Below are 13,699 nucleotides of genomic sequence, written 5' to 3'. Positions count from 1 at the left end.
ATATAAAATACTTCTCAAAATGATACGTTTTTATCATTTTGATTTAGCAATACCAACAGACATGATAATCTAATTTTCTTCCTGATACAGACAGATTTAAGAATAAGCTGGCAAGTTTTATTTAATATTATTCTATTTTTGCATTTTACTTTTCATTAGAATGAGCAATCCCCAACAACCTCTACCACACAACGAAACAGAACGTTTAGCAGCATTAAAACGTTATAATATATTGGACTCACTTCCTGAGCACATCTTTGACGATGCTACCAAACTTGTCTCTTATATATGTGCCGTGCCTATTGCACACATATCTTTTATAGATGAAACCAGACAATGGTTTAAATCTGAAATTGGAATTGGAGTATCTGAAGTGCCGCGTGAAATTAGTTTTTGCCGTTATACTATTTTAGATTCCGAAATGGTTGAAATTGGCGATACCCATTTAAACGAACGATTTAAAGACGATCCTAATGTAGTCGATGGTTTTAAAGTTAGGTTCTATGCCGGAATCCCGCTTACAACTCCTGATGGATATAATATTGGAACTATTTGCGCGATCGATCACATTTCGAAAGAACTGAATGAAAATCAAAAAAATGCGCTTTCGATTGTAGCAAAGCATATTATCAATCAACTCGAATTAAGAACTAAAAATATTGAACTTGCTGCGCAGAAAAAAATTGCACAGCGCGCCGTTTTAGCAAAAGACAGTTTTCTAGCCAATATGAGCCACGAAATCAGAACGCCTTTAAATGCTATTATTGGTTTTACGGATCTTCTTGCCCAAACAAGACTTGATACTATTCAGCGCGATTATATTAATAGTGTCCAAATTGCAGAAGAAAACCTGCTTTTAATCGTGAATGATATTTTGGATTTATCCAAAATCGAATCGGGAAACCTGACTATCGATGCCCATCCATTCAATTTAAAAAATACCCTTAAGCATATCTATGATTTATTAAAGGTAAAAGTTCCTGCTAATGTCGAATTTAATCTTTTCCTGGATGCCGATATGCCGGAAATGGTTATTGGCGATCAGGGAAGACTGAATCAAATACTGGTAAATCTTGCCGGAAATTCTCTAAAATTCACTGAAGAAGGCGAAGTTACCGTTTCTGTAAAAAAGACTGCTGAAACAGCTGAGAATTATTCGCTTAGATTCTCTGTTAAAGATACCGGAATCGGAATAGCTGAAAAAAAGCTTAAAACTATTTTTGAACGTTTTACGCAAGCAGAAGAAAGCACGACACGAAAATTTGGCGGTACAGGACTTGGACTTAATATTGTAAAGCAATTAATTGAATTACAGCATTCAGAAATTCAGGTTAAAAGTAAATTGGGTCATGGTTCAGAATTTTTCTTCACCCTTACTTATAAAAAAGCTGATGATGTTGAAGAAATAAAAACAACTTTACCGGAACATAATCAGGATAAATATAAAATACTGCTTTGTGAGGATAATGTTTTAAACCAAAAATTGGTGAAAAGCGTTATTTACAACTTTGGTTATGAAGTCGATATTGCCGAAAATGGTGAAGCAGGAATCCAATTATTATCAAAAAATAAATATGATTTAATTCTAATGGACCTTCAGATGCCTGTTAAAGACGGGTATCAAACTACGCAGTACATTAGAAACGAAATGAAGCTGAATATTCCTATTATAGCCATGACAGCGCACTCTTTAGTTGGCGAACAGGAACGCTGTTATCAGGAAGGAATGAATGGTTATGTTCCAAAACCTTTTAAACAGGCTGTACTTTTAGATGCGATAAAAACCGTAATGAACAAAGATATTCCGCTTTCTCAAAAACGAAATATCGATTTGTCTTTTATAGATGAAGTTTCCTGCGGAGATCCTGATTTTCGACAAGATATGATTCATTTATTTTTAGAAAAAATCCCGAATGAAGTAACGCAATTGGAAGAAGCCATTCATAAAAATGATGTGGATACTGCCAAAAAGCTTTCGCATACTATGAAATCCAGTTTAGATATTTTTTTGCTGAAGGATCTTAGTAATTATGTCTCTATTATTGAGAAAGAAGCCAATCTGGGAGAATTTAGTACCGAAACGGTTGGCAAAATAAATACCCTACGCAGTGAAATTACCGAAATCATTGCGATTTTAAAGGATATTAAATAACTGCAAAAAATTAACGATTAAAAATTAAAAGCTGTCATTCATAGATTAAATATTGAGTGGCAGCTTTTAATTTTTTATCGCCTCTTTTATCGCATCCATCATTAATTTATCAAATGTTCTTGATCTACATCAATCCATTTCCTATCAAATGTCAATGTTTTAAAATAAGATTTGTTTGAAATTTGCATAATAAAAGTGCATTACCCACAATACAAATTTTTAAAATCTTCTAAACATGGAAAATAAATCAGGACTTGCCTCCTTCTCTCTTTACAATATTGCTTTTACGGTTTCAAATATCGATCAGTCCATCAAATGGTATTCTGATATATTTGATTTCAAATTAGTCAGCCGTACTACATTTGCCATTCCGTCCGGATCTGCAGAAGCTGCTATTTTAAAAGCTGGCGGAATGCGCATCGAACTTTTAAATATCCCCAATCCCGAAAGAATCGAAGCTTTATTTGCTGATGCCCCGCTCCATTTAATTCCGCTTGGCAATAAATCAATTGTTTTGCAGGTTGAAGATCTGGCAGTTGCTACAAAAGAACTTGAAGAAAAAGGCGTTAATTTTGTATGGAAAGAACAATATCTGGCAGGTGATAAAATGTTATGTACCATGATTACAGATGTTGACGGAAATAAAATAAACATTTTCCAGACTAATACTCTTATCGGAAACTAACAATCATAACATTATAATTTAAGGCCGGAATTAATCTCTAATTCCGGCCTTTTTATTTCATTTAACCCGTTTATAAATACTATATCTTTGTAATTATGTTTAGTGTATTTAAAAAATATATCGAAAGTAAAGCTATTCTGTCTGATGACGAATGGGCATTTATAGAATCTGTCAGCAACGTTAAAAAATTCCGTAAACATCAACTGGTATTAAAAGAAGGCGATGTTTGGAATTTTCACGCTTTTATTTGCGACGGCTGCGTCAGACGCTACTCTGTAGACGCAGATAATGTCGAACATACCATTCAGTTTTCAATCGAAAATTGGTGGACAGGCGATCGCGAAAGTTTATTAAACGAAACACCTTCCAAACTAAATATCGAAGCCATCGAAAACGCAACAGTTCTTTTAATACATAAAGACGACTTCGATAAAATCTGCGAAAAAATCCCAACCTTCAGTTCTATTATAAGCAGCATACTTCAAAAGAGTATGAATACCACCCAAAAAAGAATTCAGGCCGATATTAGTTATACTGCCGAAGAAAAATACCTTCATTTTCTTGAATTTTATCCACAGCTTGCCAATCGTGTTCCGAGGCATATGTTAGCTTCTTACTTAGGCATTACCCCCGAAACCCTAAGCAGAATAAGAAAATTAGCTTATAAAAAATAAAACAATACGTCCCGTTCTTCCATTCTCTTGATAAATGTCAAGATTTTTTGTAATAAACATCAATGGCTTAAAGAGTGTTCCTGACGCAACTTTGTACTATAAATATTTCACTAATTAAAATATATACAAAATGTCAAAAACAATCTTTATTACAGGAACAAGTACAGGATTTGGTAAATTAACTGCAATCACACTTTCAAATGCTGGTCATACCGTTATTGCGGGTATGCGCGGAACAAACGGTAAAAATGAAGCCGTTGCAAAAGAATTGGCAGCTTTGCCAAATGTTGAAGTAGTTGATATTGATGTTACAAACGATGAGTCTGTAACAAAAGCATTCGAACAAACTTTAGCAAAACATGGTACAATCGACGTACTTATAAACAATGCCGGAGTTGCCGGATATGGTGTTTGGGAATCATGGACTTTAGACCAGATCAGAAACATGTTCGAAGTTAACTTCTACGGTGTTATTCGTACCTATCAAGCCGTTTTACCAAGCATGCGTAAAGCTAAAAACGGTTTGATTATCAACCTTACTTCTGGCGCGAGCGGTCACACTTTACCTTTTATGGGACCATATTTAGCTTCTAAATTTGGTGTAGAAAGTATTACAGAAGGAATTCAGGATGAATTAAGCGAATTTGGAATTGAAAACGTAAGTATTCAGCCGGGTGTTTATCCAACAGAAATGAACAACGGTCAAAAATCAGGTCTTCAAGCTGATAAAGCAGATATCATTGCCGAATACGGCGAAGAAGCAGCAGCTAAATTCAACGCTCTTGGCGGTGCTTTATTTGGAAAAATGGCACAATACGATATGAACCCTCAAACCATTGCCGACGGTATTTTGTCTCTTGTAAACATGGAAAAAGGTACACGCCCTTTACGTTTACCACTTGACGCTATCGCACAAGGAACAGATCAGGAATTTATTACTGCAAGAGCTGAGATTAAAGCGAAATGGCTTTCTGCTTACAGCAACTAATTCAACTTAAAATAAGGCTTTGCAAAAACTCGTAAAGCCTTATTCACTCTTCAAAATAAACTACTATGAAATCTATTATAGAAGCACTGAACTGGCGTTATGCAGCCAAGAAAATGACAGGTCAAAAAGTTCCGGATGAAATTGTGGAACGCATAATTGAAGCCGCTCATCTTGCACCTTCGGGAATTGGTTTACAGCCTTATGAAATTATCGCGATCAGCAATCCCGAACTTAAACAGCAAATTCTACCTATCGCTATGAATCAGCCGCAAGCCGTTGAATCTTCACATTTATTGGTATTTGCCGCCTGGGATAATTATACGCCGGAAAGAATTGATGGTGTTTTTAAACATCTTAACGAACAAAGAAATCAAGAAGAAACCGTAACCGAACGTCAGAAGAATTTCGCCATTAGTTACTTTGGAAATTTCACTAAAGAAGAAAATTTCCATCACGCCGCAAAACAGGCACATATTGCACTTGGACTTTCTGTAGCCGCCGCCGCACTCGAAAAAATTGATGCAACACCAATGGAAGGTTTCAATCCGGCACAATTAGATCAATTATTAGGATTGCCCGAAAAAGGATTAAGAAGTTCCATGCTTTTGGCTTTAGGCTACAGAGACGAAACCAACGATTATAATTTAAAAGCAAAAAAGGTTAGAAAACCAATTTCAGAATTTCTAACAGAAATAAAATAACTTAAAAATGAAAACAATACTTAATACAATAGAAAATTACTTGATCTCAAAAGAGATCAATTTAGAAAACAGAATCTTTACCATCGTATTCGGAAAAATAAATATTGCAGTAATATTCTTCACCGCAATTATTTTTAGTACCGATGCAAATGCGCAAAACATTCAAAGCATTAATAAAAAAACTTTAACCGATGAAGCTTTAGTAAAACAACTTCCGGGTTTCAGAAATGCTTTTGCCACTGTCAACGGTGTAAAATTACATTATGTTGTGGGCGGACAAGGAGAACCTCTTATTTTATTACCGGGCTGGCCGGAAACGTGGTGGTCATATCATAAAATGATGCCGGAACTGGCTAAAAAATACAAAGTTATCGCAGTTGATTTAAGAGGAATGGGAACTTCTGACAAACCTGCAAGCGGATACGATAAAAAAACAATGGCAAAAGATATCTACGAACTGGTACATCAATTGGGATATCAAAAAGCCAATATTGCCGGACATGATATTGGTTCTCACGTCGCTTTTAGCTATGCTGCCAATCATCCAGACGGAACTGCAAATTTAATTATGTTAGATGTTCCGCATCCTGACCAAGGTTTAATGAGTATTCCGATACTTCCTGCAAAAGGTACTTTTGGTGATAAACTAGACGAAATGCATCCGTATTTATGGTGGTTTGCTTTTCATCAGGTAAAAGGATTGCCTGAGAAAATTCTGGAAGGACGCGTGCATTTAGAACAAGAATGGTTCTTTAAATATTTGCTTTTAGATGAAAGCGCCATCAACACATTTGATCGTGCGGTTTATGCAAACGCTTATGACAGCACAGATGCAATTCGTGCCGGAAATGCATGGTATCAGGAATTTCCGCAGGATATTTTAGACGATGCTACTTATACTAAACTTCAAATGCCGGTTTTGGCTTTAGGGGGTCCAGGATTTTATTGGATGAAAGCCGTTCTGGAAAACAAAACAACCAATTTAAAAATTTACAGAGTTGAAGGAAGCGGACATTTTATTCCTGAAGAAAAGCCGGAAGCAACTGTAAAATACATCACTGATTTTTTAAAATAATTAAACACATTTGATTGGATTTTTATCCATAAGAACCTTTAATTCTAAAAATTAAACAAATGAAAACAATTTATAAATCCATCTATATGTTAGCTCTTACCACTATTTTTTCCCAAAACACATCTGCTCAAACTCCTGTAGTTAAAGGCATTGAACACATTGGAATCACGGTTCCTGACATGAAAACGGCTTTGCCCTTTTTTAAAGATATTTTAGGTTTTACACCTGTAACAGAAATTGGCCCTTTTGAACTTGATGACGCGTGGAGAGAAAAATACAAAATTCACTCTGGTGCTCAGGTCGAAAAAATCGTATCATTAAGAGCCGGTGACGGAGCAAATATTGAATTATTTGAATACAAATCGCCAAAAGGAAATAAAGAAGTGCCTTACGGAGATGATCTTGGCTGGAATCATACTGCTTTTTATACTGATGATATTACTAACAGCGTAAAATATCTTAAATCAAAAGGGATAACCGTTTTAAGTGATCCTATTGTAAGTACTGTGGGGCCAACTGCGGGCGAATCATGGGTTTATTTTTTAGCACCTTGGGGAGCACAGTTTGAACTTGTTTCGTATCCTAACGGAAAAGCGTATGAAAAAGAAAATCCGCAGACTAAATTATGGTCGCCAAAACTGGCTGGAGAATCTTTTGCTATTACCAGCGCAACAAAAATTACAGCTACAAACGAAGTAGAAAAATTACTTCAGTTGCATTTGGCAACTTGGGGCGAAAAAAATGTAGAGAAAAGAACCAAAAACTTCAAACTGATTTATACCGAAGATGTGAATATTGTAGATCCGTTTTTTATTTTAAACGGAACTACGAACTTGAATCCGTTTATTGATGATCTTCAGAAAAAACATCCGGGATTTAAATTTTCTTTGGCAAAACCAATTGAAACCCATAATAATATTGCACGCCTTTTTTGGCAGTTTGGTCCAGAAAGCAAACCGGATACCATTACTGGTCAGGATGTTTTTGCAATAGAAAACAACAAAATTAAATCGCTTTACATTTTTATCGACGGATTAAAAAAATAAATATCTAAGTCTTTTTAACTTGAAAATCCCGCTTTATGGCGGGATTTTTTTATTATATATCAAAAAATCGATAATTTTACTCAAACTCATTTTTATGTATCAGGATTTTCTCGATTATTTAAAAACAAAACTTCAAATTTCTGAAACTGAATTTGAATTAATACAGGAAACTCTTATTCATAAAAATATTAAGAGAAGAAAATTTCTACTGCAGGAAGGTGATATCTGGCGTTATTATGCTTTTGTTTTAAAAGGACTTTTACGCACGTACAGTGTAGACGACCGCGGAATTGAACATATTATTGATTTTTCTTTAGAGAATTCCTGGACTGGAGATATGGAAAGTTATTCTTCTGAAATACCTTCTAATCTAAATATTGATGCGCTCGAAGATTCTGAAGTAATATTGATTTCGAAAGTAAATTTTGAAAAGCTTTTAACTGAAATTCCTGATTTTGCAAAATTCATGAAAAAGCTGTTTGAGATTAGTTTTATAGAATCTCAAAATCGGGTTTTGTCGAATATCAGTTTGACATCGGAACAAAAATATACCAATTTTCTCCATAAATTTCAGGATGTACATTCCAGATTTCCGCAGCATATGATTGCTTCTTATTTGGGAATTTCTGCAGAAACACTTAGTCGAATTAGAAATCAAAACACCAAAAAAATATAAATATCCTGTTGTGTGTAATTATTTAAACACATAGGAACATAGTTTTTCTGTGTGTTTAAAAGGCGTTTCACTTGCATTAATTCACATATTTGTATGCGTAGAGCTTTGTCAAAGTTTAAAACTTTGACAAAGCTGCGTCATCGAAAAACACACAAAGTTATGTGTTAAAATCTAGATTTTTTTTAATCCTCTTAATAAGACATTTTTAAATCTATGTTTCTATGTGGTTAATAAAAATTTTATATCAAAAACGAAATTGATATAAATATTACAATAACAAAACCAATTGCCCTAAATGATAATTTTGATGATTGGTTCTGCTAATCAAAACATTAAGTTTATTTCTAGTTGGATCTTTCTTAAAATCATCTTCACTTACAGAAGCATGTTTTTCAAGCCATTGTTCCGGTGACATATTTTCGATATGTTCTAACATAACAGTATTTATCTTTTCCCAATTCTGTTTTAAAACTTCAAAATCAGGAAAAATTTTGCCCGATTTATCCGGAGCAGAAACAAAAATTGAATCCAGTTCAGGATATCTTTTTTTATCAAAACCCAATAACTCAATCATCGTATCGGTTGTTGAAATAAGATGCCCCAAAAGATAAATCCCCCGGTTTCTTTCGGGAGAAATTTCTTTATAGATTTCTTCTTCAGAAAGTTTGATAATTAAATTGTGTAATCTTCTATTGGATAAAAGCCACGCTCCTATATAAAGTTTAGTAGTTAACAAGAGCGCTTCATCGCTTTTAAAATGTGACATAATACAATACTTTAATTATTATAAATGTTACAAAGTTCTTGTTTCTTACTTTGGAAAACATTGATATATAATATCAAACAAATTGACTTTAATCAAGGTTTTTAGCTCTTAAATTATCTTTTTTTGAAGTAACTTAGCTCATCAAAAAGTCTGCATACGATTATGAAAAATACTGAGGAAACTCAAAATAGCGCTTTCGAATTTTTTAAAACCTATATTAATAGTAAAGTCACTATTTCTGATAGTGATTTTGAAAAGATTCGTGAAGTTGGAAAAATTAAAAAACTGCGCAAAAAACAATATCTGCTTCAGGAAGGCGATCTTTGGCAGCATTATGCTTTTGTATGTTCCGGCTGTCTGCGAACATATTCTGTAGATGAAAAAAGTGCCGAACATATTATAAAATTCTCTATTGAAAACTGGTGGGCGGGCGATCGCGAAGCTTTACTTAATGCCACGCCATCCAAATATAATATAGATGCTCTTGAAGAATCAATTTTGATACTAATTAAAAGAGAAGATATGGATAACTTATTTATTGCGATTCCTGAATTCCTCTCGATGATTAATAATCTTATAAACAGAACGTATATCGCGGCACAAAACAGAGTAAATGATGCCATGACGTTTAGTACAGAAGAACGATACAATCAGTTTATTCAAAAATTTCCCGATATTTTTAATCGTGTTCCCCTTCACATGATTGCTTCTTATTTGGGCGTTTCCGCCGAAAGATTAAGCAGAATCAGAAGTTTATCTGTCAAAAAATAACAAAAGCCTTGACCTATGTCAAGGCTTTTTTGCTTTAAAGGTCATTGGTCTTCCCCTCGCTCCTGCTATAACTTTGTCTTATTAAAATCAATATCAACAATATAATAATAAACGATATGAAAATAGGAATTATAGGAGCCGGAGCTATAGGTTTAGCTTTTGCTCAAAGAGCAGCTCAATCCGGACACGAAGTTTTTATCAGCAACAGCCGTGGAGCAGATTCATTAAAAGATACAGCACAAAGAATAGGTAATAATGTAAAAGCTGTGAGCAAACAAGAAGCTGCAGAAGCTGATATTATCTTGCTTTCTATTCCGTGGCAAAAACTGGAAGATTCGGTTCAGGATTTACCAGATATGACCGGAAAAATTATTCTTGACGCCAACAATCCCATTATTAATCCCGGATTTATTCTTCCTGATTTGGGCGGAAAAACTTCAAGCGAAATTGTGGCTTCACTTTTACCAAATGCACATATTGTAAAAGCATTCAATACTTTACAGCCTGCGGTGATTGGACCAAATAATAAAAATAGTGAAAGAACTGCCATCTTTTATTCTGGCGACAATTCAAAAGCTAAAAACAGCGTAAAAGTATTTTTAGAAACCTTAAACTTTTCTGGAGTTGATCTAGGAAGCTTGGTTCGCGGCGGCGCCATGCAGCAATTTCCGGGCGGACCGCTTGCGGGATTGCATTTATTAAACACTTCAAATTAAAACAATTAATACAATAATAAAATTCACAAATTAAAAAATTAGATCATGGAAAAATTAGCAAATAAAGTAGCATTAGTAACTGGTGGAAGTCGTGGAATTGGTGCTGCAATCGTAAAAAAATTAGCTTCAGAAGGAGCTGCAGTAGCTTTTACTTATGTAAGTTCTGAAGAAAAAGCTCAGGCATTAGCCAATGAAATTATAAATAATGGCGGAAAAGCATTTGCCATAAAAGCAAACAGCGGAGATCCTGTTTCTGTTAAAAATGCGGTAGACCAAACAGCAGAAAAATTTGGAAAATTAGACATTTTAGTAAACAGCGCCGGAGTTTCTGTTTACAGCGTTGTGGACAATGCAGATGAAACACTGGATGCTTTAAAAGAATTACACGCTGTAAATACGGCTGGAGTTGCTGCAGGTGTAAGAGCTGCAACTAAATATTTAGGCGAAGGCGGACGCATCATTAATATTGGTTCTACTTTTGCAGACCGTTTACCTTTTGCAGGATTTGCAGATTATGCCGCTTCAAAAGCTGCTCTGGCTGCCTATTCAAGAGGTTGGGCTTGGGATTTAGGAAAAAAAGGAATTACGGTAAACACCATTCATCCTGGGCCAACAGCTACAGATATGAATCCTGATAATACTGATTTCTCAGATGTTGTAAAAGCAAGTGTAGCATTAGGACGTTATGCTGATCCATCTGAAATTGCAAATGTGGTTGCATTTATCGCAAGCCCCGAAGCTTCTTTCGTAACTGGAACAACAATCACAGTTGACGGCGGACAAAATGCATAATTCAATTTTATAAAAATAAAAAAGGGTAGAAAACAATGTTTTCTACCCTTTTTGTATTCAGATTAGCAATTAATAATTAACAATTATCAACTCATTTCTTTAAAGTCTGCTTTCTAATCCTGCTTAAAGTTTCAGGCGTAATTCCCAAATAAGAAGCGACCATATGCTGTGGAACTCTTAAGGCAATATGAGCCTGTTTTTCCATAAAGTTTTTATACTTTTCTTCGGCAGAATGGCTGATACTGCTGTTAATTCGGTTTTGACTTGCGACAAAACTTCTTTCAATAATAAGGTTCACCAAATCCTGAAATTGAGGAATACTTTTGGTAAGCATTGCAAAATTATCTTTACTTATCAATAATACTTCGCTGTCTTCGATTGCATCGATATTAAAACGTGAAGGCGTTCCGTTCAAAAGGCTTTCCCGGTCTCCTATCCACCAATTTTCAATAGCAAAATTAATAATGTGTTCGTTTGATTTATCATTTACACTATACGTTCGCAAACAGCCTTTTGTTATAAAAGCATTAAAACGCCAGATATCGCCTTCCTGAAGCAGGTATTGATTTTTTCTAAGTTTGCGTACAACGGTAACTTCCCGAATCATTTCTAATTCTTCATCACTCAGTTGTATCTGATTCAGTAAATATTTGGCAAAAACTTCAAACATATCTTGGGTATAAAAACTTTAAAAAGCTAATTTTTCTAGCCTAACAAAGATAATACAATTGCTCGTTTTCTATTAAAATATATAATCTGTACTCAAGAAATTAGAATCGTGATCTCTTACAATTGAGTTAAACAATTTTTTATTGGCGTCTGTAGCTTTCGTGGCAACAAGCGAACGAATTGAAAACGAACGCAATGCATCAGAAATTGATAAAGTTCCTTCTGCGCTGTCTTTTCTTCCGGTAAACGGGAAAACATCCGGTCCGCGCTGTGACTGGCAGTTGATATTGACACGGCTTACTAAATTCACAAACGGATCAATTAAACTTGCTACTTCTCTCGGATCTTCACTAAAAATACTCACCTGCATTCCGTGCGATGCGTTGATTTGGTAATTGATTGGTTCATCGATAGAATCAAAAGGAACAACCGGAATAATTGGCCCAAATTGTTCTTCGTGATACAATTTCATTTTATCATTTACAGGATAAACAACAGACGGAAATACAAATGAATTATTGGTATATCCTCCGTTTTCATTTATAATTTTTGCTCCATTTGCCAACGCATCATCTAAACAATTTTTAAGATAAGCTGGTTTATCAACTTCCGGAAGCGGCGTAATTTTCACATCTTTATCCCAAGGAAGTCCCGGTCTTAAGGCTGCGACTGCTTCGCTCAATTTTTGAACAAATTCATCGGCAACATCTTTCTGCACAAAAATTAATTTTAATGCCGTACAGCGTTGTCCGTTAAAAGATAAGGCTCCGAGTAAACATTCATTTACAGCCACATTTATATCGGCGTGTTTCGTTACAATGGCTGCGTTTTTTGCATCAAGACTTAAAATAGAACGCAGTCTGTTGGCTTTTGGATGCAGTTTCTTTAATCCATTTGCTACATTACTTGACCCAATGAAAGCCAATACATTTACTTTTCCGCTTTCCATTAATGGAGAAATAATCTCTGCGCCTCTTCCATAAAGTGTATTTACCGTTCCCGGAGGAAATGCTTCTTTAAAGGCATTCAATAAAGGATAATGTGCTAAAACGCCATGTTTTGGTAATTTAAATAAAATGGTATTTCCCATTATTAAGGCCGGAATCAGCGTGGTAAAAATTTCATTTAAAGGATAATTAAATGGTCCCATACTCAAAACAACACCAAGAGAAGATCGTCTCACTTGTGCCAAAACGCCTTCTGCTTCTTCAAATCGTGATGATTGTCTGTCTAAATCTTTTAAGGCATCAATTGTGGCATTGATATATTCTACAGTTCTGTCAAATTCTTTGGTTGAATCGGGAAGACTTTTTCCAATTTCCCACATCAAAAGTTTGATCACCAGTTCACGCTGCTGAATCATTAAATACACAAATTTCTGCATGCATTTAATTCTGTCTTCAACGCTCATTGTTGGCCATACGCCTTGTCCGTCGTCGTAAGCTGCAACCGCTGCGTCTAGCGATTCTAATGCTTCTTTGGCAGACGTATGCGGAATTGTTCCAACGAGTTTGCGTTTAAGTCCGTCTGCTCCATTCACAAAAACAGGAGAAAAAACTTCTGTAACTTCTCCGTTCCAGGGAACTAATTTACCGTTTAAGAGATATTCTCTTTGATGAATTTCTGAAATCTGATATTCTTGGGGGATTAGATTTTCTGCTGTAAAAAGGCCGTCAATAGCCGTTTGGGATGCTTTTAAATTTTCCATATACAAATGTTTAATTGGGAATTAATTTTAATAAAATTCGTTTTTGGTTTTTAATTTATTTCCTTAACAAATTAAGGAATGTTAAACAGAACTATGTTAAAATTCTGTTATCAGTTTCAATTCATAAGCAATCAATATACATTTTTAGTAAAACCAAAGAATTCAACACCTTACAGCTATAGAAAAAATCTTATTTATTTTATTTCGCTAATTTGTTATTGAAAATTATTGATATTTAAAAAATAGAACCGCGATTGTACTTCAATAAAAATTGAATTTG

At 34.7% G+C, this 13,699-nt stretch carries 14 protein-coding genes; 11 read left to right on the top strand and 3 right to left on the bottom strand.

The annotated features are described in order from the left end of the window. Positions 1-160: 160 nt before the first annotated feature. The 8 genes from ACODSB_RS10895 (at position 161) to ACODSB_RS10860 (ending at position 7,997) form a co-directional block, all read left to right on the top strand. Positions 161-2,152 (top strand): response regulator, encoded by a 1,992-nt coding sequence (locus tag ACODSB_RS10895; RefSeq protein ID WP_488937058.1) that lies wholly within the window; start codon positions 161-163, stop codon positions 2,150-2,152. A 235-nt stretch (positions 2,153-2,387) separates the two neighbouring features. Beyond that, complete coding sequence (locus ACODSB_RS10890; protein WP_488937057.1) at positions 2,388-2,837, top strand: VOC family protein; 450 nt, start codon at positions 2,388-2,390, stop codon at positions 2,835-2,837. 95 nt (positions 2,838-2,932) lie between these two features. Next, on the top strand, positions 2,933-3,511 hold the full coding sequence (locus ACODSB_RS10885) for a Crp/Fnr family transcriptional regulator (protein ID WP_488937056.1): 579 nt from the start codon (positions 2,933-2,935) through the stop codon (positions 3,509-3,511). A gap of 130 nt (positions 3,512-3,641) precedes the next feature. After that, on the top strand, positions 3,642-4,499 hold the full coding sequence (locus ACODSB_RS10880) for an SDR family oxidoreductase (protein ID WP_488937055.1): 858 nt from the start codon (positions 3,642-3,644) through the stop codon (positions 4,497-4,499). 65 nt (positions 4,500-4,564) lie between these two features. Beyond that, positions 4,565-5,200, top strand: coding sequence for an NAD(P)H-dependent oxidoreductase (locus ACODSB_RS10875; RefSeq protein ID WP_488937054.1), 636 nt, complete (start codon positions 4,565-4,567; stop codon positions 5,198-5,200). A gap of 7 nt (positions 5,201-5,207) precedes the next feature. Beyond that, positions 5,208-6,275, top strand: a complete 1,068-nt coding sequence (locus tag ACODSB_RS10870) for an alpha/beta fold hydrolase (protein ID WP_488937053.1) — start codon at positions 5,208-5,210, stop codon at positions 6,273-6,275. Between the two features lie 59 nt (positions 6,276-6,334). Continuing rightward, entirely contained in the window at positions 6,335-7,321 is a 987-nt protein-coding gene (locus tag ACODSB_RS10865) for a VOC family protein (protein WP_488937052.1), read from the top strand. A 94-nt stretch (positions 7,322-7,415) separates the two neighbouring features. Continuing rightward, the gene (locus ACODSB_RS10860; RefSeq protein WP_488937051.1) at positions 7,416-7,997 is read left to right on the top strand and encodes a Crp/Fnr family transcriptional regulator; all 582 of its coding nucleotides are present in this window, start codon (positions 7,416-7,418) and stop codon (positions 7,995-7,997) included. Positions 7,998-8,265: 268 nt separating this feature from the next. Here the strand turns inward: ACODSB_RS10860 and ACODSB_RS10855 are convergent, their stop codons facing one another. Next, the gene (locus ACODSB_RS10855; protein ID WP_488937050.1) at positions 8,266-8,763 is read right to left on the bottom strand and encodes a DinB family protein; all 498 of its coding nucleotides are present in this window, start codon (positions 8,761-8,763) and stop codon (positions 8,266-8,268) included. 162 nt (positions 8,764-8,925) lie between these two features. Between ACODSB_RS10855 and ACODSB_RS10850 the strand changes: the two genes are divergently transcribed. The 3 genes from ACODSB_RS10850 to ACODSB_RS10840 all read left to right on the top strand — a co-directional run bounded on the left by ACODSB_RS10850 (position 8,926) and on the right by ACODSB_RS10840 (position 11,042). Next, positions 8,926-9,534, top strand: a complete 609-nt coding sequence (locus ACODSB_RS10850) for a Crp/Fnr family transcriptional regulator (protein WP_488937049.1) — start codon at positions 8,926-8,928, stop codon at positions 9,532-9,534. Positions 9,535-9,650: 116 nt separating this feature from the next. Continuing rightward, positions 9,651-10,250, top strand: a complete 600-nt coding sequence (locus tag ACODSB_RS10845) for an NADPH-dependent F420 reductase (RefSeq protein WP_488937048.1) — start codon at positions 9,651-9,653, stop codon at positions 10,248-10,250. A 45-nt stretch (positions 10,251-10,295) separates the two neighbouring features. Next, positions 10,296-11,042: an SDR family oxidoreductase gene (locus tag ACODSB_RS10840; protein ID WP_488937047.1), complete on the top strand. Its 747-nt coding sequence runs from the start codon at positions 10,296-10,298 to the stop codon at positions 11,040-11,042. A 91-nt stretch (positions 11,043-11,133) separates the two neighbouring features. On the opposite strand, the gene ACODSB_RS10835 is transcribed toward ACODSB_RS10840, so the two are convergent. Together ACODSB_RS10835 and ACODSB_RS10830 are read right to left on the bottom strand one after the other, a co-directional pair. Continuing rightward, positions 11,134-11,712, bottom strand: a complete 579-nt coding sequence (locus ACODSB_RS10835) for a Crp/Fnr family transcriptional regulator (RefSeq protein WP_053470378.1) — start codon at positions 11,710-11,712, stop codon at positions 11,134-11,136. Positions 11,713-11,784: 72 nt separating this feature from the next. Then, positions 11,785-13,419 carry an NADP-dependent glyceraldehyde-3-phosphate dehydrogenase gene (locus ACODSB_RS10830; protein ID WP_488937046.1) on the bottom strand — a complete coding sequence of 545 codons (1,635 nt, stop codon included), beginning with the start codon at positions 13,417-13,419 and terminating at the stop codon, positions 11,785-11,787. Between the last annotated feature and the right edge of the window lie 280 nt (positions 13,420-13,699).

Source organism: Flavobacterium sp. FG68, assembly GCF_057808895.1.
This window is presented reverse-complemented; position numbering and strand designations above follow the sequence as displayed.

Coding starts and splice junctions, on each gene's coding strand:
- ACODSB_RS10895 (WP_488937058.1), top strand. CDS start 161: ATGAGCAATCCCCAACAACCTCTACCACACAACGAAACAGAACGTTTA.
- ACODSB_RS10890 (WP_488937057.1), top strand. CDS start 2,388: ATGGAAAATAAATCAGGACTTGCCTCCTTCTCTCTTTACAATATTGCT.
- ACODSB_RS10885 (WP_488937056.1), top strand. CDS start 2,933: ATGTTTAGTGTATTTAAAAAATATATCGAAAGTAAAGCTATTCTGTCT.
- ACODSB_RS10880 (WP_488937055.1), top strand. CDS start 3,642: ATGTCAAAAACAATCTTTATTACAGGAACAAGTACAGGATTTGGTAAA.
- ACODSB_RS10875 (WP_488937054.1), top strand. CDS start 4,565: ATGAAATCTATTATAGAAGCACTGAACTGGCGTTATGCAGCCAAGAAA.
- ACODSB_RS10870 (WP_488937053.1), top strand. CDS start 5,208: ATGAAAACAATACTTAATACAATAGAAAATTACTTGATCTCAAAAGAG.
- ACODSB_RS10865 (WP_488937052.1), top strand. CDS start 6,335: ATGAAAACAATTTATAAATCCATCTATATGTTAGCTCTTACCACTATT.
- ACODSB_RS10860 (WP_488937051.1), top strand. CDS start 7,416: ATGTATCAGGATTTTCTCGATTATTTAAAAACAAAACTTCAAATTTCT.
- ACODSB_RS10855 (WP_488937050.1), bottom strand. CDS start 8,763: ATGTCACATTTTAAAAGCGATGAAGCGCTCTTGTTAACTACTAAACTT.
- ACODSB_RS10850 (WP_488937049.1), top strand. CDS start 8,926: ATGAAAAATACTGAGGAAACTCAAAATAGCGCTTTCGAATTTTTTAAA.
- ACODSB_RS10845 (WP_488937048.1), top strand. CDS start 9,651: ATGAAAATAGGAATTATAGGAGCCGGAGCTATAGGTTTAGCTTTTGCT.
- ACODSB_RS10840 (WP_488937047.1), top strand. CDS start 10,296: ATGGAAAAATTAGCAAATAAAGTAGCATTAGTAACTGGTGGAAGTCGT.
- ACODSB_RS10835 (WP_053470378.1), bottom strand. CDS start 11,712: ATGTTTGAAGTTTTTGCCAAATATTTACTGAATCAGATACAACTGAGT.
- ACODSB_RS10830 (WP_488937046.1), bottom strand. CDS start 13,419: ATGGAAAATTTAAAAGCATCCCAAACGGCTATTGACGGCCTTTTTACA.